This is a genomic window from Acinetobacter sp. F-1, from assembly GCF_022869025.1.
Classification (GTDB): domain Bacteria; phylum Pseudomonadota; class Gammaproteobacteria; order Pseudomonadales; family Moraxellaceae; genus Acinetobacter; species Acinetobacter pseudolwoffii.
Genome location: NZ_JAJKFX010000001.1, coordinates 160392 through 179494, shown reverse-complemented (window position 1 = coordinate 179494; position 19103 = coordinate 160392). Strand labels below are relative to the sequence as shown.

Below are 19103 nucleotides of genomic sequence, written 5' to 3'. Positions count from 1 at the left end.
AAATTAACCGGTGATCTGTTGCTGGATAAAGGTCTGAAATTTTTCCTTTTGCCGAATGTATTCGGGATGATTTTTAGCATCATCCCATTTTTGTTTGAAAATTTTGGCAGCCGCGGCTTTAACCGGATCTTCCTGACTGCGTGGCAGTTCTGAACGACCATGTGCACCGCTTAAGCCTTTTTTATCTGCAGGAACCGGCCCGTCATATTTTTTACCGCCTTTATGATTGGCATAACGGCGGGCACGGGTATAACCCATCTGTAAAAACTTGCGTGCCATGTCCGCGCCGATAAAGTCCTCTTGTTCTAGATAATCTAAGAAAAGTTGATAAATCTGGTCACTGCTGGCTTGGGCTTTTTCTGCATCTGCAAAGCGCCAGTGAGGCAAAATTTCCGACTTATAAGGCTCAACCAGTAATACGCCTTGTTCTCCCCGGCCAATTCGGTACAACTCGGGCCGTTTGCGAAAATTAATCTTTTCGAAGTCCAGAGAATAATCAAAACTATTCGACACCACCCGTGACTGACGTTTTGGCGGCGGATTTTTGGCTGCTGGACTCATATCTTTGCCTTATATTTAGAAGGGTCGGTATCACTCAATAAAGAACACACTAAAAAATATAAAATAATTCTACTGATCTACTCACCCGAGATCAGGATCAAGAAAAGCCCCAGTCATGGGGCTTGGATTTTACTTTGACTTTTTCGAACTGGTCTTCGAGGTTTTGGCTTTATCAGACTTGCTCTTGGACGAAGTGCTTGACTGCTTTTTGGCCGGTGCTGATTTTTTTGAAGAAGATTTTTTCGTCTTGCTGTCTTCATCTTTGCTCTTATTGCTGCTTTTCGCTTTAGCCGGTTTTTTCGCTGAAGATGTTTTCAGGTCTTTGGCTTTATCGCTGCCTTTAGAACTCGCACTTTTCTTCGCCTTTACTTTTTCATCTTTACTGGCATTCTCTTTTTTAGAAGATGCTGCTTTAGATTTAGCACTTTCAGCTTTTTTGCTGACTTTGCGATCGCTGTCCTTGTCACTGCTTTTGTTCGACTTCTTCAGTTTTTCATCTTGCGTCTTTTTAGCAGTTTTTGCAGATTTCTTGCTGTCTTTGTCCTGATTGTTTTTGCTATTCGCCATGGTCATTTTCCTTGTCATTAAAAATCAAGCAGAAAGATATAAAGCTGTTTGCTGTATATCAACGTCAATTTACTTTAAGCGAGGACTAACTGGATTAAAACTTTATCATGTATCTAAATGTAGGCTTGTTGCAAAGATAAGCAGCAATTGTTTAGCTGCAAGTATAACGAATGCAAATTTGGTCAACAGCAGCTGTGATATCGATATTCTCTGACCAGAGCAGTTTATAAGAAATTAAAAAAACCCCGAATGATCGAGGCTTTAAATAATTGGCTTTTAAGGCTTAGTAGCTTTCTGGCACTGCACTTAAAAACTCACGGCGGGTTTCTTTATCAGTTTTAAAATCACCAATAAAAGAGACTGTACGTGTGGTCGATTCCTGTTTGCCCACACCACGCATCATCATGCACATATGTGCAGAATCAATCATCACGGCGACACCACGTGCTTTGGTGATTTCCGCCACTGCTTCTGCAATTTGCTGGGTCAAGTTTTCCTGGATTTGCAAACGACGCGCAAACATTTCAGTAATACGGGCAAATTTGGACAGGCCCAAGACATGACCTTCTGGTAAATAGGCGATATGGACACGGCCATAAAATGGCAATAAATGATGTTCACATAAGGAATAGAATTCGATGTTTTTGACCAGTACCATTTCACGGTTGTCGGAAGGAAAGACCGCTTTGTTGGTGACTTCTTCAAGTGTCTGACTATAACCCGAGGTTAAATATGAAAATGCTTTGGCAGCACGCACAGGCGTATCTTTGAGACCAGGGCGATTGAGATCTTCGCCAACGGCAGTAAGAATGTTTGCGTAGGATTGCTGCATAGTCATATGACGTATTCACTTAAACTGAGAATGAACAAGGACGGCATTGTAGCAGAAAACTTTTACAATGCCTTGTTTTGAGGCGAAAACCGGTTACTGTTTAAACTTTGGATTCTTTTCTGCACGTTTTAGCAGAACCAGAACTGCACCAGTACCGCCTTGTTTTTCAGGGGCACTGACAAAAGCCAAAACATCGCGATGCTGACGCAGCCAACCATTCACATAGGTTTTTAAAATCGCTTCCGGGCCTTTACCGTGTACGATCTTAATCACGTTCTGGTTTTCATCTTTGGCGATCTGGATAATTTGTAGCACCGCCTGACGCGCTTCTTCCACGGTACAGCCATGCAGATCCACAGCTTCAAACCAGCGTAAATTGCCGGCTTTTAAGTCTTCAAACACTTTATGCTGCAAGGTGGCAATGCGATAGCTCAAGTTGGCCTGACTCCCGACAGGATTGAGCATGGCCTGCGTGTCCGATAATGCCATGGCATCTGTTTCCATCGGGCCAGTCGCCGCTGCACGCTTTGCCAGGACTTGTGCATCCGGTTTTTTCTTGCGCGGTTTGTCCAATTGAACGGTATTTCCCGATTCAATTTTTTGCACGCCCTGCATTTGTTTGCGGAATAATTCCAGTTCTTCTAAAGCTTCTTGCTCGACAGTCTTTTCAACGGGTGCAGCAACAACCGCAGGGCTATGCGGCTGTGTAATTTGCTTCTTAAAAGATTTCAGCAGGTTGTACTGATCTTTAGATAATGAAGAATCGTGTTTACTCATAATGTAAAAACAAGGAAGATGCGGAATTTAACAGAATTATAGTCTGAAAATAGATAAAGGAGAAATGAATTGCTTGCATGGCATGTCTCGGTATTTATGAATTCACATGATGCTATTTCTTTTCTTATCAATCCTGAAAATAAAAAAGCCCAATCCTGAGATTGGGCTTGGTCTAAGTATTAAACTAGTCAATAGTTAAACCGCTTCAGGCTCACCAAACAAATCACGGAAAGCATGATCCGGACGAGACTGTTTCATAAAGCTTTCACCGACCAAGAAAGCGTGAATATCATGCTGTTGCATCATCGCCACATCGGCAGGAGTAGCAATACCACTTTCAGTGACTAACAGGCGAGAGGGATCGAGTAAGTTCTTTAAACGAATCGAGGTATCTAAATCGACATCGAAGGTTTTTAAATTACGGTTATTCACACCCAGCAAGCAGCGATCTGAAAGTTTCAGCGCACGTTCCAGTTCAGCTTCATCATGTACTTCAACTAAAACATCTAAATTATGCTCAAAAGCAGTCTTCGACATTTCTTCCAGTTGCTGATCTGACAGACATGCCACAATCAGTAAAATACAATCTGCATCTAAGGCACGTGCTTCAATGACTCCATAAGGATCGATCAGGAAATCTTTACGCAGCGCCGGCAGGTCACAATGCGAACGGGCAATCTGAATATTTTCATCTGCACCCTGAAAAAAGTCTACATCGGTCAGCACCGATAAACAGGCTGCGCCTGCATCCTGATACTGTGCTGCAATTTCTGCAGGATTAAAATTCTCACGAATAATCCCCTTAGATGGTGAGGCTTTCTTGATTTCAGCAATTACACCCGGACGTTTTGACATTAAAGACTGGGCAAAACCACGCACAGCTGATGCACCTTGAGCCAGCTCTTCCAGATCTTTATAGCTTTTCTGCTTTAAACGTAGAGCAAATTCTTCCGTTTTACGGTCAACAATCTTGCCTAAAATTGTATTTGCGATATCCACCATGATCAAAATTCCTGACCGAATTAAGCTTCGTATTGTTTAATGGTTTTGGTAAATTCAGACAGCACACTCATTTTTTCAAGTGCCTGACCGCCGTAAATAATGTCATGTGCCAGCGCAACACCTTGCTTATAGCTGCTGGTTAAACCGGAGACATAAATACCCGCGCCGGCATTCAGCGCGATCATATTGGCGGCTTTATCACCGATGTCTGATTTTTTCTTGCCCAGTGCATCTTTGATTAAAGCCAGACTTTGCGCAGAATCTTCCACAATCAGTCCGGTCAGGGTTTGCGATTCAATATCGACCGATTCAGGAATAATTTCCCATTCCGTGACTTCGCCATTTTTCAGTTCAGCGACATGAGTTGAAGAGGCAATACTGATTTCATCCAGACCATCACGTGAATGTACCACCATCACATGTTCAGCACCGAGCTGTTTCATGACTTCAGCAATTGGACGGCAGAGTTCATTGGAAAATACACCAATCACTAAACGATTTACTCCGGCCGGATTCGTAAGCGGGCCAAGTAAGTTGAAAATGCTGCGAATCCCTAATTCTTTGCGTGGGCCGATTGCATATTTCATCGCTGTATGATGATTCGGTGCGAACAGAAATCCGACCCCCACATCACGGATACAACGCTCGGTTTGCTGCATATTCAGGTCAAGATTAATCCCAGCCTGTTCCAGTAAATCTGACGAACCTGATTTGGTTGAAACGCCACGGTTGCCATGTTTAGCAATGGTTGCGCCTGCTGCTGCAATCACAAATGCAGACGCGGTAGAGACGTTAAACAGGTTTTGACCATCACCGCCTGTACCGACAATATCGACTAAATAAGGAATATCGCTGACATCAATTTTGGTAGCCAGTTCACGCATGACCCGTGCGGCTGCGGTAATTTCATCAATGCTTTCGCCTTTAAGGCGTAAACCCATCAGCAGGGCACCAATCTGGGCATCAGTGGTTTCACCTGACATGATGGCACGCATCACGTCTTGCATTTGATCCTGAGTCAGGTGAATGTTTTTGGTAATATTGCTTAAAGCTTGTTGAATATTCATAAGATGTTCTTAGGCATAAATTTCGAGAAAGTTTTTAAAGATTTGATGGCCATGCTGGCTCAGGATCGATTCAGGATGGAACTGCACGCCTTCGACCGGCAATGTCTTATGTTTTACCCCCATAATTTCTTCCATAGAGCCATCGGCTTCATTGGTCCAGCAGGTCACTTCCAGACATTCAGGCAAGGTGGCTTGATCAATCACCAGGGAATGATAGCGCGTTGCAGGAAATGGCGACGGAAGATTGCTGAAAATCCCGGTATCGCTGTGGTACATATCCGACAGACGGCCGTGCATGACACGTTTGGCACGTATGATGTCACCGCCAAATGCCTGACCAATACTCTGATGGCCGAGACAAACGCCCAATAACGGAATTTTTCCAGCAAAATGCTGAATCGCAGGAATCGAAATGCCTGCTTCACTCGGCGAGCATGGGCCGGGGCCAATCACTAAATACTTGGGTTGCCATCGCTCTATATCTTCCAATGTCACGGCATCATTACGGACTACTTTTACTTCTTGATTCAGTTCGCCAAAATATTGAACGATGTTGTAAGTAAAGGAGTCATAGTTGTCGACCATTAAAAGCATGAGTAACCTATTGAAATTAATGCACTTAACTGTGCTAAAGTTGTCCAGATCGTACTTTATTTGCGCTTATTGCAAGCACGGGTGTGACACGACTAAATCATTGATTTCATTGTGTGAAAATAAAGCACTATTCATCATAGCAAAAAATAGCCGTATTCGGCGCAACAATTTTGCTCAATTTATTTGCTTTAAAAGCATCTGTATCAACTGAAATAAAATTTTAATCATGATTTAAAGTAATAGACTTACTTAAAGAAACTTTAGGCTGTGTATTTTTTAGGGAAAAATTGATAAGTTAAAAATAATCAGCAATATTGATCTAAAATCTGTTGAAAAAAGCATCACTTGAATAATAGAAATTTATATAGACTATGGTATAGAAAGTATATTTAAAGAAAATGCATCAAAATATTCACTGAGCAACTGCATGTTGCAGATTTCTGTTTGCCTCAGACCATGAGAAAAGAGTCAATTTTTAGCAACATATGGGTGTTTTTTAAACAAATACACGAAAAAGTAGCAAATTTTATATAAAAAACTATGTTTTTAATACACTTCTATAGGTGATTGCACTATTTAGGTGCGCTAAAAAATAAAGCCGAAATAAAATAAATGAAGAATGCCTGAATATAGTGCATTTAGTTTCTCAACTAGTATAATAGTCGCAAAGTATTTTTGTCACTTCATGATTTCTTATATAGATTTCAAGATTTTATCTATACTTTGAATAGTTGGTACGGTAATTGCTTAATGACTACCAACTACTAACACGCACGTAACGAGTGCAACAAAAATTCATCGGAGCAAAATGAGCATGGCGAACAAAGTCCTTCAACTCATCCAAGAAAGTGGCGCGAAATGGGTCGATTTCCGTTTTACGGATACTAAAGGTAAAGAACAACATGTGACTTACCCCGCAGATACAATCGACGAAGATACTTTTGAAGACGGTAAAATGTTCGACGGTTCTTCAATTGCTGGTTGGAAGGGCATCGAAGCATCTGACATGATTTTACGCCCAGATGCAGAAACCGGTTTCATCGACCCGTTCTTTGCCGAGCCTACAGTTGTTGTGACTTGTGATGTGATTGAGCCTTCTACAGGTCAGGGTTATGACCGTGACCCACGTTCGATTGCTCGCCGTGCTGAAGAATACCTAAAATCAACAGGTATTGGTGATACAGCATTCTTTGGCCCAGAACCAGAATTCTTCGTATTTGACGAAGTGAAATGGGAAATCGATATGTCTGGCGCGCGCCATACATTGATCGCTGAAGAAGCGGCCTGGTCAACCAACAATGACTACGAAGGTGGTAACTCTGGTCACCGTCCACGCGTAAAAGGTGGTTACTTCCCGGTTCCTCCAGTTGATTCTTCACATGATATGCGTGCAGATATGTGTGCCAAAATTGAAGACATCATGGGCCCAGGTCGTGTAGAAGTACATCACCATGAAGTTGCATCTTGCCAGTTGGAAATTGGTGTAAGCTTCAACACCATGGTTCGTAAAGCGGACGAAGTTCAACAGTTTAAATATGCGGTTTGGAACGTTGCGCATCAATATGCGAAAACAGCAACCTTTATGCCTAAACCAATGGTTGGCGATAACGGTTCTGGTATGCACGTTCACATGTCGATCTCTAAAGATGGCAAGAACTTGTTTGCTGGTGATGAATATGCAGGCCTTTCAGAAATGGCATTGTACTTCATTGGCGGTATTATCAAACATGCGCGTTCATTGAATGCATTAACCAACCCTTCTACAAACTCGTACAAGCGTCTGGTTCCGCATTTCGAAGCACCGATTATGCTGGCTTACTCAGCGCGTAACCGTTCTGCATCTATCCGTATTCCTTACGTGTCAAGCCCGAAAGGCAAGCGTATTGAAGCTCGCTTCCCAGATCCAATGATGAACCCGTACCTCGGTTTCGCGGCATTGTTGATGGCAGGTATCGACGGTATCCAAAACAAGATTCATCCAGGTGAAGCGGCTGACAAAAACCTGTACGATCTTCCTCCTGAAGAAGAAGCGAAAATCCCGACAGTGGCGCATAGCCTGGATATGGCGCTTGAAGCACTTGAAGCAGATCATGATTACCTGCTGAAAGGTGGCGTGTTCACGAAAGACATGCTTGATGCCTATATCGAACTTAAAACTGAAGAAGTGCGTCGTTTAAACACGACCACTCACCCAGTTGAATTCGAGATGTACTACAGCCTGTAATTCTTTCAAGAATTTCCCTGTAAAAAACCCGCGCATGTCGCGGGTTTTTTCTATACTGGGTTAATATAAAGCAAAGAATGTTGAATTAGATTGTTATGGCTAAACCACGTAAAAAACATACCGGATTTTTTCCTTGGAATGATCCTAAAGACCATGCACAAGGTTTTAAGTTAAATTTTTCTGAAGTTACATATTTGGAAGTAGGGCATACCATTGAAGGTTATAAACAAGCACAGTTTGTTGAACTGAAAAATCCTGAACTGGCACTTACATTTGACTATCCAAAAGAGTTTTATTTAAGCGCTGAAGGCTTAATTTTAATTAAAACACCCCAAGGCAAATTTGAAGTGATTGCTAAAGCAGATAACTGTTAAACATGACGTATTTTTCTAAAAATCAGCATGCCTTGATGCCCACTATGTCTGCTGAGCTAAAACCATGGCTGTATGCCTCAGGTTCTCTGACACAGCAATTGACCGGCTTGGCGCAGGGACAATTTCATGTTGAGCCTATTCAAGAGCATTTTCAGCGTTTAAGCTTCGCCAATGCCAAATGGATGCAGATGTCACATCAGCATACTTCCTGGGTGCGGGAAAGCTATCTCTATGGTTCAGAACAGTCGCCCTGGGTGAAAGCAAAGAGTATTTTTCCAATTTTAAGCCTGCAAAAAAAAGCCCGAATCTTTCAGCATATTGGGACTAAGCCAATTGGCTGGTTCCTGTTTCAACGGACGAATCCACTTTGCCAGCGTCGGGTCATTCTTTTAGAAGAGGGTTGGACGCGTCAGAGCTGCTATACTTGGCACGGCTGTAAATTTATCGTACAAGAAACATTTTTACCGGCATTTGAACACTTTATACAAAATTCAAGGGCTTGACTTTATATGGCAACTGCACAAGCAATAACCTGGCGTGAGCGTCTTGGCGCCTATTATTATCTTTGTCGTTTTGATAAACCGATTGGTACTGAACTGGTCTTTTGGCCAACCTTGTGGGCGTTATGGATTGCGCCTCAGGGGATGCCACGCATTGAAATTTTAATTCCCATGATTTTGGGTGTGATTTTTATGCGGGCGGCGGGTTGTGCCATCAATGATTTTGCTGACCGTAAAGTCGATGCGCATGTGGAGCGTACTAAAAACCGGCCATTAGCGACCGGAGTCATCAGCGCCAAAGAAGCGGTGATGGTATTTCTGGTTTTGGTGGCTGCCAGCGCCTGTCTGCTATTTTTCTTGCCGATCGAAACTTTTTACTGGTCATTTGGGGCTTTGCTGTTAGCGTTTATTTATCCTTTTATGAAACGTTATACCCATTTGCCTCAGGTATTTTTGGGTGCAGCATTTTCCTGGGCCATACCCATGGCCTATACCGCTGTTGGGCAAACTCCCGATCTGACCTGCTGGTTATTGTATTTTGGCAATCTGGCTTGGACTGTGGCCTACGATACTCAATATGCGATTGCAGACCGTGAATATGATTTAAAGATTGGAGTGAAATCAACCGCAATTCTGTTTGGTCGCTATGATATTCCAATCATTAGCACCTTGCAGGCGAGCAGTATTTTATTGATAGGTGCTGCACTTTGGCTGGAAAATTTATTGATTCCATTTGGCTTGTTAGCACTTTTGCTGGTTGCTGCTGATTTTATTTACCAATGGTTTAAAACTCGCGATAAAAATCCACAGCTATGTTTTTGGGCATTCCGTCATAACCGTTGGATTGGCCTCATTATTTTTGTGGGAATATTGTTTGCTCTAAGATAATTACCGTATGTCGGATAACAACAAAAGCATCCTATAAAGGATGCTTTTTTTATGATTAATTTTGAGTGATCTCGATTAAGAGATAGGGAATAACAATAAAAGGATAGAAATATGCAGAACAGTTATAAGAAATTGATGTTAGGTGTGCTGTGTTCCTCGGTACTATTTTTATCTGCGTGTAACGATGATGATGATAATGATTTCTTTGTCCCGCAGCCTCAGGTTTTTCTCGGTGAACAAACGTATACCCAAGATGTTATGTCTCAAGCATCAAGTATTCGGGTTATGCGCTATAACATGCCAAATGTACAGAATAGGACTGCAGAAGCTACTGCCTTGGTAATTTATCCGCGAACACAACAACCACGAGATGGTTGGCGTGTTGTTGTCTGGGAGCACGGTACAGTAGGGAGCGGTGATAGTTGTGCGCCAAGTCGAAATACTTTTAACCCACGCTTTAAAGCCATGGCTGAGAGTCTGCTTGCCAAAGGCTATGTGATTGTTGCTCCTGATTATGAAGGATTGGGTACACAGGGCATTCATCCTTATTTACATTTAGAGAGTGCGGCACAATCTGCAATTTATGCAGTGAAAGGATTTAAGCAACAGCAAGGGAATAGGTTTAATGGAGCTTGGGTTTCTGTGGGTCAATCACAAGGGGGGCATGCTTCGCTTGCAACGGCAGAATTTGCAGGAGATGATCCAAACTATAAGGCAGCGGTTGCTGCGGCACCAGCCTCCAGCCTAGGTTATATTATTGGTACAGTTGCCCCACAAGCTTTAAATCGATTAGTTTTCGGTGAGGGTGCTGGTGTTGTTCCAGCAGGAACTGCCAAAGCTGTGTATTCAGAATTACTTGCTTATGCAGCATATGTGGCAGTTGGAATTAAAGCTTATGAGCCAAATTTTGTATATCAGAATATTTTTGAATCCAGTGCAAAACTGGTTGCTGAGCGTGCAGAAGGAACCACTGGTGAAAATGGCTTGTGTCTAGGCGATTTAATGACAGAGTTTAGTGCGGATATCGATCAATGGTTGCGGCAGAATCCTGGAAGAACAGTAGCTGAATATCCGGGGTTGATAGATGCTTTTGATCAAAACAGATCTGTGAAAGAATTTTTGGTGGAGAACCAACCCGCGACTAAAAAAATCAGTGTACCAGTCATGATTATTCAGGGTAAGGAAGATATGGCAGTACCTTATGATGTTACAGATGTTTTGCAAAAGAATTTGGCAGCTTTGGGTACAGACGTGACTTTCCTAGGGGTTGAGGGTGCAGGACATACTCAAGCAATTGTAGAAAAGAATGCTGAACTGGTTGCATTTATTGAAGAGCATATGCCAGCTAAGTAAAGAATAGAGTTATTAAGATCTACAAAGGAGCTTCGGCTCCTTTTTTACAGTAAAACTTTTCAAAGACTTGAGCTATGACTTTATTTTGTTATATTGAGCAGTGCAATTAAGTGAAAAAATTAAAGTAGGTTTGTTATGTCTGAGCAGCCGCAGCCCCGCAGTGTTAAAAAGCTGGTAATTTTAGGTGCGCTGGTATTATGTATACCGATATTTTTGGTGAGTATGGCTTTTCTTGCGGTAAATAGTGATGCTAAAAATCAGGAAAAATATAAACAGCAGCAGGCAGAAATGATTGCGCGCATCGAAGCGAGAGAAGCTGCGGAAAAGCTCAAAGCAGAGCAAGATGCAAATTCAACCCAAGCTGCATCCGAAAGCGTAGTAACCTTGCCTTAAATTATCTCAAATCTCTTTGCAGTTGTCTGATACTCGGAATCTGAGTGTATCGAATCACGGTATAGCCTGCTGCAATCAGCATGGCATCCCGTTCAGCATCTTCCTGTTCTTTGCCAATGTGACTGGGATCATCCAGTTCAATAATGGCCAGTACATTATAGTCACGATCAAGCACCACAAAATCTGTAACTTTGCGATTGAACTGATTACGCATGTTCATCTGATCATGGGTAATCAAGGCGCTAAAGGCAACCTGAGCCAGAATATGATGATGAGGAAAGGCTTCTTTTAGGCGTGTAAACATCCTGCTTTCAAAAGCAGTAATCACACGCTTCGGATAGAATTTTTTTTGACGGGTGAACAGATGCGGGAAGAGCAGGCAAACTAACGCAAAAGTTGCCAGGCAGCCAATCACAAAAAATATAAACTGACTCAAATTAAACACAGATCATAAATAGGGACGAATAAAAAAACCCACTTCGCAATGAGTGGGTTTTTTCAGAATTCTGGCTCTCCCACCTGGGCTCGAACCAGGGACCTGCGGATTAACAGTCCGTCGCTCTACCGACTGAGCTATGGGAGAATAGATTGGCTCTCCAACCTGGGCTCGAACCAGGGACCTGCGGATTAACAGTCCGTCGCTCTACCGACTGAGCTATTGGAGAATCTGATAGCGATTATAGAGAGATTTGAAAAGGGGTCAAGGCACTTTTAGAAAAAAGCCGAAGAAATTGAATCAAGTGTTTTAAAAATAGTCGAAAAGGCTTGGAGTTCAAACTGTTATGTTTATGTAAACAGTCTGAGCAGTCAGATTGTTATCAGCCTTAATTTTTATAAGTGATCTGGATCAGAGAATATAAGGTAGCTGATTGTACATACAGATATCACTACCGATCTCAATTTAAAAAAAGCAGATATAAAAAAACCCACTTCGCAATGAGTGGGTTTTTTAGAATCTTGGCTCTTCCACCTGGGTTCGAACCAGGGACCTGCGGATTAACAGTCCGTCGCTCTACCGACTGAGCTATGGAAGAATAGATGGCTCTCCAACCTGGGCTCGAACCAGGGACCTGCGGATTAACAGTCCGTCGCTCTACCGACTGAGCTATTGGAGAATCTGATCGGCATTTTAGGCAGGAAACCCAAGGTCGTCAATCAATTAATGTAAAGAAATGAATTGTTTGCTTTATAAATATTCATTTGGGGCTTAAAAATAAAAAAATCACCCGAAATGGGTGATTTTTTAGCAAAGAAATAAAGAATTATTTCTCAACACCTGCAGGCTGACCTGCATATTTAGCATTTGCATAATCCCAGTTTACTAGGCTTTCCAGGAAAGTAGAGATGTACTTAGGACGGGCATTACGGAAATCGATGTAGTAAGCGTGTTCCCAAACGTCAATCGTCAACACTGCAATTTTACCGTGCGCCATTGGCGTATCAGCATTTGAAGTTTTCATGATTGAAAGCTGACCGTTTACTTCGTCAGCCACTAACCAAGCCCAACCTGAACCAAATTGAGTAGTTGCAGCAGCAGCAAATTCTTCAGCAAATTTTTCATAAGAACCGAATGCTTCGTCAATTTTCGCAGCCAAAGTACCAGTTGCTTTACCGCCACCGTTTTTAGCCATACAGTTCCAGTAGAACGTGTGGTTCCAAACTTGAGCCGCGTTATTGAAAACACCTGCTTTAGAAGCATCACCAGCAGTTGCTGTAATAATTTCTTCTAGAGTTTTGCCTTCAAGCTCAGTACCAGCGATCAGGTTGTTCAGGTTAACCACATAAGTATTGTGGTGTTTGTCGTGATGGTATTCTAAAGTTTCTTTGCTGATGTGTGGAGCAAGATCTTCGTAGCCATAAGGTAATGCTGGTAAAGTAATGGTTGTCATGTTCTCAATTCCTTGCATTTAGCTGGGTTTTAACAATAAGTGGCTTTATTGTAATAGATAATCGGACCAAATGGGCATTACGTATAAATAACAATACACAATAAATCCTGAAAATATATAAATAAAGCTCGTGGAAAATGCTGTCAGCGAGAATTAAATCGGATTGTTTAATTCGTAATAAGCATACTCAATATTAAACTGTTCTGAAATCGCTTTGGCCAGGCGCTGTACACCATATTTTTCAGTGGCATGATGGCCACAGGCATAATAATGTACATTCAGTTCCTGAGCTTCATAGAAGGTGCGTTCGCTCACTTCACCAGAAATATAAGCATCACACTCTTGTAGCGCTGCTTTATGAATATAATCCTGCGCACCACCGGTACAGAAACCGACTTTATGGATTTGAGTTTTGTCCGCAGGAAGATGAATTGCATCAAAGCCAAGTTTTTCTGAAACATGGTTTTTAAAATATTCAGGAAGCATCGGTTGTTTTAAATAGCCAATATTGCCAATCGGATGGCGTTCACTCGGATCCAACTGTTCGATATTTTCCAGTTCTAATAAATCTGCAATCGCCGCATTATTGCCTAAAGTTGGATGACTGTCTAAAGGCAGATGATAGCCAACCAGAGAGATATCATTTTGAATTAAGGCTTTAATTCGTTTACCGCGCATACCAGTGATCGGGTAGGCTTCACCTTTCCAGAAATAGCCATGATGAACCAGCAGTAAATCTGCGCCTTGCTCAATTGCCGCTTCGATCGCACTTTGCGAAGCACTCACGGCACACAGAATTTTATTGACCTCGGATTTACCTTCAATCTGCAAGCCATTCGGTGCATAGTCCTTAAATTCACGTGCTGCCAAAGTCTGTTCACACCACTGAATAATATCATTTAAATTCGCCATAAAATTCCTGTTCGTTTAAAAACTTGCCAATATTTATCTTTATATTTAATTGTAACTAAAGCTGCACAAAACTCTGTGGAATTTTTTGTGTTTAGTTATGTATTTCGCATTACAATAGAACACAAATTACTTAGTCATCAACGAATTAAAATATTTTAGAGGATAACAACGTGCGCCGCACCTTTACATGGTTACCCTGGGTGTTACTGATTTTGGTCATTATCGGTTTTTTGGGGTGGCAACAACTACAAAAACCAAAAGCACCGGTTGCACCAGATGGTGTCAAGATGCCTGCTGAAAAAGTAGAGCCGTTGATTGATACGTCGCGCTCAGGAGGCGTGGTCTCCTATAGTGCTGCGGTGAGAGTAGCAGCGCCGGCTGTAGTCAATATCTTTACCACTCAAAAAGTCAAACAGCAGGCTCATCCTTTGTTGACCGATCCGGTCTTTCGTGAGTTTTTTGGCGATCAGTTGCCTGACCAGTATGGACAAAGTCCGAATGAGAACAGTTTAGGTTCCGGGGTGATTGTACGTCCTGATGGTTATATCCTGACCAATAATCATGTGATTGCACAGGCAGACCAGATTGTGGTGGCATTGCAGGATGGACGACGTGCTGAAGCAAAAGTTGTGGGAATGGATCCAGATACCGATCTGGCAGTGATTAAAATTGAACTGGATCAATTACCCGTGTTGCCTTTTAAATTGAGTGGCAATGAAGTCGGTGACGTCGTTTTGGCCATTGGCAACCCATTTGGTGTGGGTCAAACCGTAACGCAAGGGATTATTTCAGCAACAGGGCGTTCAGATCTGGGCATTAATACCTATGAAGACTTTGTACAAACCGACGCTGCAATTAACCCGGGAAATTCAGGCGGAGCCTTGATCGATGTCGCGGGTAACCTGATTGGGGTGAATACGGCAATTTTCTCGCAAACTGGTGGTTCACTGGGGATAGGTTTCGCCATTCCAGCCAAAATCTGCCAGCAGGTGATGAATGCTATTCTGAAAGATGGCCGTGTCGTTCGTGGCTGGTTAGGAATCAGTTTATTACCGACAGAACGTGATGATGTACTGCAACCTAAAGAGAAAGGGGTGACCGTCGCAGAAGTGCTGGCAAATGGACCGGCAGCGAAAGCGGGCATCCAGCGTGGCGACAAAATTATGAAAGTGAATGAGGAAGAGATCAGTTCGGCTTCGCATTTGATTAATTTTGTTGCCCTGCAAAAACCGAATAGTACCATTCAGATTGAAGTAGAGCGTGCCGGCAAAACCATGATGCTGGATGTGGTGGTGACTGAGCGTAAAGCACAAAACAGTTCTTCTCAATATATTCCACTGCCAGGTCAGTAAGTTTTATTTAAAAAAATCCCTCTGCAGAGGGATTTTTTTGCTTGTTATTTTTTAGTTACCTGATACAAAAATGAAATACGGCTTTTGGTTTAAATCATTTAACTTGATGAAATTACATCAAAAGAGAAAATAAAAAATGACTTTTATGACGGCGGATCAGGCCAAGGTTTTATCAGATGTGGCCAATTTAAATATTGAGGTCTATAAGCCGCGTCTAGCCAAGTTAATTGAAGAAAATGCGAAACAGGGCAATACCGCAGTCATTACTGTATTTCCCAAACATTTGCCTTTGGAAGATATTCGGGCTTTATCAGCCGAGTTGACTGAACTGGGCTATAACGTACGTTTTGAAGTGCTGGAGTTTTATTATAGCTTTAATGTGTACTGGCTCTAGTGTGAATCTTCATTGAACTAAGGCTTATTTTGAGCCACTATTTTATTGGATCGGTCTGATTTGATCTTATGAGTGATCGGGCTGTATGTGATCAAAGATGCGAGTTTTTATAAGTAGGTGCTCAACTCTAAAAAATCCATCAGTTTTATTTTAGAATCATTATTGTAATGTACCGAGAATCTACAATTTCTCGGTACATATTCATTTGACGGATAGGCTGAGATCAGGGTAAGCAACTAAAATCAGCTGAGCTTTATTTAGCCTAAGTAACTTATGAATCATCTGCAAAATTAAATTTTGAGCTCATTTCTAAAACGGCTCAATTTCATCTGCAACCAAATTATTCCTCATTCACCTGATATTCCTGGATCACTTCAAGTGCTGCACGAAATGCTTCCTGAGTTGCTGGTGCACCGCAATATGGCAGGCTATGGAGTAACACTTCCTGAATTTCCTCAACCGTCGCGCCGTTGTTAAGAGCGCCCCGAACATGGCCTTTTAATTCAGTGGGGCTTTTTTGAGCCGTAAGGAAAGCAATGGTAATTAAAGAACGATATTTACGTGGCAATACACCTTCACGTTGCCAGGTTGAACCCCAGGCATGTTCATTAATCCAGTCTTGTAGAGGCTGGGTAAAAGGCACGGTATTTTCCTGTGCACGTTTGACAAAGCTTTCGCCCATGACATCAGTACGCACTTTCAGGCCATTTTCATAATCTTGTTGTGACATGGTTTACCCTCAATTTTCTTATAGCTCTAGCTTAGTGCTTTTTATGCGAAATACCATCGTGCCATAGTCGTAAAAAAGTGGCTAAAAAGCCACTTGGAAAGGTTCTAAAGTGAAATATTCAACTACGATCCCACTTTGGAATTTATGACACCTTTGGTCAAAGTTTGATTTAAGGCGAAGTTGAGTGTAAAGGATCGGTTTGAACAGAAGTATCGGTTCCTGTCGCATCTGCTTTACGAATATGGGGGTTCTCCAACTCCAATACTTCCTGTAAATGCAGATCAAAGACATCTGTGAGCATGCTGTCATAACGACGTGCATTATAGTGAAGCAGTTTTTCTGCTTCTCTATCATTAATAAAGCCATGTTGCTGTGCATCTGTCACATGCTCGGCAAAGCTTAAACCTTTAAACTGACCTTTGTTTTCAGCTTTTTTAAAGCGATCCCAAAGCTGTTCAATATCCAGTAGCAAAGCGAAAGTCGATTCCATGCGTCCAGTGACATCAGTTTCATGGGTATTGTAATAGACATGCTTTTTCAATACCTGACGGAATGCGTTATCTTCCATCATGCTATTTGCAACCTGCTGTTTAAGCTGGTCTGAGGGTTTGTGTACGGGACGGCCAAATGGGAAACATAACAGCTTGACCATGCCTGCTGCTGCACCGGCCGGGAAGTTAGCAAACAGATCATAAAATGCTTCCTGCGCTGTATAGAGTGACTTTTCTATTGCAAGCTGTGCATGCAAACGTTCAGCTTCAGTCTTTTTGCTATGCTCAAAATACTTCAGAATAGAGGAGGCAATAAACAGGTGAGCATGAATATCGGCGAGACGTCCGGACAGCATTTCTTTGCGTTTGATATCGCCTGCCAGCAAACCCAGACACATGTCTGCGGTTAAGGCAAAGTTGGCGCTCAGCCGGTTAATGACCTTGTAATAAGGTCGGGTAAACTCAACTGCACTTTGAGGTGCTGTACTTGAACCACCCGTAAATGCGTAGGCAAAGGAACGGGCGGTACGGTTAAAGGTATAACCCAGATGTTTAAACAGCAAATGATCAAAAGGGTTGAGTGCTGCTGCCGGGTCTTCAGCCTGTAAGAGTTGTAATTCTTCATAGAGATAAGGATGACAGCGCATTGAACCCTGACCGAAAATCATCAGGGAGCGACTGAGAATATTTGCACCTTCAACGGTAATGGAGACTGGAATCGCTTGATAATAAGGTGCCAGAAAATTACGTGGCCCCATCTGAATGGCGCGGCCACCGACCACATCCATCCCGTGATTCACCACCTTACGCATTCCCTCCGTGGCATAGTATTTGGCAATCGCTGTCATTACAGCAGGCTTGCCGCCCTGATTAAGGCCACAAGTCACCAGATAACGGAAAGCTTCCAGCATATAGGTATCACTGGCAATTTCACTATTGGCTTCCTGAACACCTTCAAACTTGCCGACTGAAATTTTAAATTGTTGACGGATTCGGGAAAAAGCCCCGACATTTAAATAAGTCATTTCTGCCGCAGAAGTGGACAGTGCCGGTAGGGAAATGCCACGACCCACAGCCAGACATTCCATCAGCATGCGCCAGCCCTTACCGGCATTTTTTACGCCACCAATAATCCAGTCCAGAGGAATAAATACATCTTTACCTTCAACTGTACCATTCATGAATGGTGGGCCGGGATTATGACGAGGACCTACTTGCACCCCTTCGTGACTGGCAGGTAGCAGGGCACAGGTAATACCATATTCTGTCTGCTCGCCCAAAAGATGATCCGGGTCATACATTTTAAAGGCCAGACCTACCACTGTTGCAATGGGTGCCAGCGTAATCCAGCGTTTGGAAAAATTCATTCGCAAGCCTAGGACTTCCTGACCTTCAAACTGGCCATAGCAGACCACGCCAGTATCGGGAATAGCGCCTGCATCAGAGCCGGCTTCAGGACTGGTCAGGCCGAAACAGGGAATTTCTTCACCTCGCGCCAGGCCCGGCAGGTAACGGTTTTTCTGTTCCTCAGTACCATAATGCAGCAATAGTTCACCCGGGCCGAGAGAGTTCGGTACCATGCAACTCACGGCCGTGGTGAGGGAGCGAGAGGAAATCTTGCTCATCACCCGGCTTTGAGCAAAAGAACTAAATGCGCGACCACCATATTCTTTGGGAATAATCAGGCCCAAAAAACCATGCTCCTTAATATATTGCCAGACATGATCAGGCAGCGCTTTCTGCTCGTGAATTTCCCATTCATCCAGCATGCTGCACAAGGTTTCAACTTCATTGTCCAGAAAGGCCTGTTCTTCTAGCGAGAGTTTTGGATAAGGATAGCTATTAAAGGTTTCCCAGTTCGGTGCACCCATAAACAGTTCTTTTTCCCACCAGCTGGTTCCAGAGTCGAGTGCTTCACGCTCTGTCGGACTGATGCTCGGCATGGCATTGGCCAGTGCTTTATAGGCCGGTCTGGAAATAAACGACATGCGCAAAGGGTCGATTATCACCACGAGGCTGATCAGGATGAGCGGGATACCAAGAATCAGTGACCACGGACTAAGAAAGGCACAGACCACTGACACGACCATCAGCACGATTGCACCTGCACTACGCGAGAGCTGAAAATAGAAAACTGCCCATAAACTCAGTAATAGCAGTAGCACAGCGAAAATAAATGACATTGTTATATTTCTCCAGATTT

20 protein-coding genes and 4 tRNA genes are annotated in these 19103 nt (G+C 42.8%); 8 read left to right on the top strand and 16 right to left on the bottom strand.

Annotation, left to right across the window (positions count from 1 at the left end):
- Positions 1-3: 3 nt before the first annotated feature.
- The 7 genes from LOZ91_RS00970 to LOZ91_RS00940 form a co-directional block, all read right to left on the bottom strand.
- Positions 4-561, bottom strand: coding sequence for a DUF4385 domain-containing protein (locus LOZ91_RS00970; protein ID WP_244782511.1), 558 nt, complete (start codon positions 559-561; stop codon positions 4-6).
- 129 nt (positions 562-690) lie between these two features.
- Positions 691-1128 carry a hypothetical protein gene (locus tag LOZ91_RS00965; RefSeq protein ID WP_005096405.1) on the bottom strand — a complete coding sequence of 146 codons (438 nt, stop codon included), beginning with the start codon at positions 1126-1128 and terminating at the stop codon, positions 691-693.
- A 283-nt stretch (positions 1129-1411) separates the two neighbouring features.
- On the bottom strand, positions 1412-1960 hold the full coding sequence (gene folE, locus LOZ91_RS00960) for a GTP cyclohydrolase I FolE (RefSeq protein WP_005096407.1): 549 nt from the start codon (positions 1958-1960) through the stop codon (positions 1412-1414).
- Positions 1961-2053: 93 nt separating this feature from the next.
- On the bottom strand, positions 2054-2737 hold the full coding sequence (locus tag LOZ91_RS00955) for a Smr/MutS family protein (RefSeq protein ID WP_005096408.1): 684 nt from the start codon (positions 2735-2737) through the stop codon (positions 2054-2056).
- Positions 2738-2932: 195 nt separating this feature from the next.
- On the bottom strand, positions 2933-3739 hold the full coding sequence (trpC, locus tag LOZ91_RS00950) for an indole-3-glycerol phosphate synthase TrpC (protein ID WP_180039442.1): 807 nt from the start codon (positions 3737-3739) through the stop codon (positions 2933-2935).
- Between the two features lie 20 nt (positions 3740-3759).
- Complete coding sequence (trpD, locus tag LOZ91_RS00945) at positions 3760-4806, bottom strand: anthranilate phosphoribosyltransferase (RefSeq protein ID WP_244782510.1); 1047 nt, start codon at positions 4804-4806, stop codon at positions 3760-3762.
- Between the two features lie 9 nt (positions 4807-4815).
- The gene (locus tag LOZ91_RS00940) at positions 4816-5400 is read right to left on the bottom strand and encodes an aminodeoxychorismate/anthranilate synthase component II (protein ID WP_005096412.1); all 585 of its coding nucleotides are present in this window, start codon (positions 5398-5400) and stop codon (positions 4816-4818) included.
- Between the two features lie 808 nt (positions 5401-6208).
- On the opposite strand from LOZ91_RS00940, the gene glnA reads away from it, so the two are divergent.
- From glnA to LOZ91_RS00910, 6 genes are all read left to right on the top strand, one after another.
- Entirely contained in the window at positions 6209-7624 is a 1416-nt protein-coding gene (gene glnA, locus LOZ91_RS00935) for a type I glutamate--ammonia ligase (RefSeq protein ID WP_171063330.1), read from the top strand.
- A 95-nt stretch (positions 7625-7719) separates the two neighbouring features.
- Positions 7720-7998 carry a hypothetical protein gene (locus LOZ91_RS00930; RefSeq protein ID WP_005096415.1) on the top strand — a complete coding sequence of 93 codons (279 nt, stop codon included), beginning with the start codon at positions 7720-7722 and terminating at the stop codon, positions 7996-7998.
- Between the two features lie 35 nt (positions 7999-8033).
- Complete coding sequence (locus LOZ91_RS00925) at positions 8034-8501, top strand: chorismate lyase (RefSeq protein ID WP_034609065.1); 468 nt, start codon at positions 8034-8036, stop codon at positions 8499-8501.
- Between the two features lie 6 nt (positions 8502-8507).
- A complete protein-coding gene (gene ubiA / locus LOZ91_RS00920) occupies positions 8508-9386 on the top strand; it encodes a 4-hydroxybenzoate octaprenyltransferase (RefSeq protein ID WP_244782509.1) in 879 nt (292 codons plus the stop codon).
- 111 nt (positions 9387-9497) lie between these two features.
- Positions 9498-10739, top strand: a complete 1242-nt coding sequence (locus LOZ91_RS00915; RefSeq protein WP_244782508.1) for an alpha/beta hydrolase — start codon at positions 9498-9500, stop codon at positions 10737-10739.
- A 135-nt stretch (positions 10740-10874) separates the two neighbouring features.
- Complete coding sequence (locus tag LOZ91_RS00910; protein ID WP_180000018.1) at positions 10875-11132, top strand: hypothetical protein; 258 nt, start codon at positions 10875-10877, stop codon at positions 11130-11132.
- Position 11133: 1 nt separating this feature from the next.
- On the opposite strand, the gene LOZ91_RS00905 is transcribed toward LOZ91_RS00910, so the two are convergent.
- The 7 genes from LOZ91_RS00905 to LOZ91_RS00875 all read right to left on the bottom strand — a co-directional run bounded on the left by LOZ91_RS00905 (position 11134) and on the right by LOZ91_RS00875 (position 13933).
- The gene (locus LOZ91_RS00905; protein ID WP_005096422.1) at positions 11134-11577 is read right to left on the bottom strand and encodes a DUF2726 domain-containing protein; all 444 of its coding nucleotides are present in this window, start codon (positions 11575-11577) and stop codon (positions 11134-11136) included.
- 62 nt (positions 11578-11639) lie between these two features.
- Positions 11640-11715, bottom strand: a tRNA-Asn gene (locus LOZ91_RS00900).
- Positions 11716-11721: 6 nt separating this feature from the next.
- Positions 11722-11797 (bottom strand) — tRNA-Asn (locus tag LOZ91_RS00895).
- A gap of 293 nt (positions 11798-12090) precedes the next feature.
- Positions 12091-12166, bottom strand: a tRNA-Asn gene (locus LOZ91_RS00890).
- 5 nt (positions 12167-12171) lie between these two features.
- Positions 12172-12247: transfer RNA gene (locus LOZ91_RS00885), tRNA-Asn, on the bottom strand.
- Between the two features lie 147 nt (positions 12248-12394).
- Positions 12395-13021 (bottom strand): superoxide dismutase, encoded by a 627-nt coding sequence (locus tag LOZ91_RS00880; RefSeq protein ID WP_004646486.1) that lies wholly within the window; start codon positions 13019-13021, stop codon positions 12395-12397.
- Positions 13022-13174: 153 nt separating this feature from the next.
- Positions 13175-13933 (bottom strand): Nif3-like dinuclear metal center hexameric protein, encoded by a 759-nt coding sequence (locus LOZ91_RS00875; RefSeq protein ID WP_244782507.1) that lies wholly within the window; start codon positions 13931-13933, stop codon positions 13175-13177.
- A 170-nt stretch (positions 13934-14103) separates the two neighbouring features.
- Between LOZ91_RS00875 and LOZ91_RS00870 the strand changes: the two genes are divergently transcribed.
- Together LOZ91_RS00870 and LOZ91_RS00865 are read left to right on the top strand one after the other, a co-directional pair.
- Positions 14104-15285, top strand: coding sequence for a trypsin-like peptidase domain-containing protein (locus LOZ91_RS00870; protein ID WP_074383026.1), 1182 nt, complete (start codon positions 14104-14106; stop codon positions 15283-15285).
- Positions 15286-15421: 136 nt separating this feature from the next.
- A complete protein-coding gene (locus tag LOZ91_RS00865) occupies positions 15422-15679 on the top strand; it encodes a hypothetical protein (RefSeq protein WP_005096427.1) in 258 nt (85 codons plus the stop codon).
- A 340-nt stretch (positions 15680-16019) separates the two neighbouring features.
- On the opposite strand, the gene LOZ91_RS00860 is transcribed toward LOZ91_RS00865, so the two are convergent.
- Positions 16020-16409 carry a carboxymuconolactone decarboxylase family protein gene (locus LOZ91_RS00860; protein ID WP_005096428.1) on the bottom strand — a complete coding sequence of 130 codons (390 nt, stop codon included), beginning with the start codon at positions 16407-16409 and terminating at the stop codon, positions 16020-16022.
- Positions 16410-16578: 169 nt separating this feature from the next.
- Positions 16579-19083, bottom strand: coding sequence for an acyl-CoA dehydrogenase (locus LOZ91_RS00855; RefSeq protein WP_005171780.1), 2505 nt, complete (start codon positions 19081-19083; stop codon positions 16579-16581).
- Between the last annotated feature and the right edge of the window lie 20 nt (positions 19084-19103).

What these genes read in the sequence shown, in the direction of transcription:
- LOZ91_RS00970 (WP_244782511.1), bottom strand. Translation starts at nt 561, where the DNA reads ATGAGTCCAGCAGCCAAAAATCCGCCGCCAAAACGTCAGTCACGGGTG.
- LOZ91_RS00965 (WP_005096405.1), bottom strand. Translation starts at nt 1,128, where the DNA reads ATGGCGAATAGCAAAAACAATCAGGACAAAGACAGCAAGAAATCTGCA.
- folE (WP_005096407.1), bottom strand. Translation starts at nt 1,960, where the DNA reads ATGCAGCAATCCTACGCAAACATTCTTACTGCCGTTGGCGAAGATCTC.
- LOZ91_RS00955 (WP_005096408.1), bottom strand. Translation starts at nt 2,737, where the DNA reads ATGAGTAAACACGATTCTTCATTATCTAAAGATCAGTACAACCTGCTG.
- trpC (WP_180039442.1), bottom strand. Translation starts at nt 3,739, where the DNA reads ATGGTGGATATCGCAAATACAATTTTAGGCAAGATTGTTGACCGTAAA.
- trpD (WP_244782510.1), bottom strand. Translation starts at nt 4,806, where the DNA reads ATGAATATTCAACAAGCTTTAAGCAATATTACCAAAAACATTCACCTG.
- LOZ91_RS00940 (WP_005096412.1), bottom strand. Translation starts at nt 5,400, where the DNA reads ATGCTTTTAATGGTCGACAACTATGACTCCTTTACTTACAACATCGTT.
- glnA (WP_171063330.1), top strand. Translation starts at nt 6,209, where the DNA reads ATGAGCATGGCGAACAAAGTCCTTCAACTCATCCAAGAAAGTGGCGCG.
- LOZ91_RS00930 (WP_005096415.1), top strand. Translation starts at nt 7,720, where the DNA reads ATGGCTAAACCACGTAAAAAACATACCGGATTTTTTCCTTGGAATGAT.
- LOZ91_RS00925 (WP_034609065.1), top strand. Translation starts at nt 8,034, where the DNA reads ATGCCCACTATGTCTGCTGAGCTAAAACCATGGCTGTATGCCTCAGGT.
- ubiA (WP_244782509.1), top strand. Translation starts at nt 8,508, where the DNA reads ATGGCAACTGCACAAGCAATAACCTGGCGTGAGCGTCTTGGCGCCTAT.
- LOZ91_RS00915 (WP_244782508.1), top strand. Translation starts at nt 9,498, where the DNA reads ATGCAGAACAGTTATAAGAAATTGATGTTAGGTGTGCTGTGTTCCTCG.
- LOZ91_RS00910 (WP_180000018.1), top strand. Translation starts at nt 10,875, where the DNA reads ATGTCTGAGCAGCCGCAGCCCCGCAGTGTTAAAAAGCTGGTAATTTTA.
- LOZ91_RS00880 (WP_004646486.1), bottom strand. Translation starts at nt 13,021, where the DNA reads ATGACAACCATTACTTTACCAGCATTACCTTATGGCTACGAAGATCTT.
- LOZ91_RS00875 (WP_244782507.1), bottom strand. Translation starts at nt 13,933, where the DNA reads ATGGCGAATTTAAATGATATTATTCAGTGGTGTGAACAGACTTTGGCA.
- LOZ91_RS00865 (WP_005096427.1), top strand. Translation starts at nt 15,422, where the DNA reads ATGACTTTTATGACGGCGGATCAGGCCAAGGTTTTATCAGATGTGGCC.
- LOZ91_RS00860 (WP_005096428.1), bottom strand. Translation starts at nt 16,409, where the DNA reads ATGTCACAACAAGATTATGAAAATGGCCTGAAAGTGCGTACTGATGTC.
- LOZ91_RS00855 (WP_005171780.1), bottom strand. Translation starts at nt 19,083, where the DNA reads ATGTCATTTATTTTCGCTGTGCTACTGCTATTACTGAGTTTATGGGCA.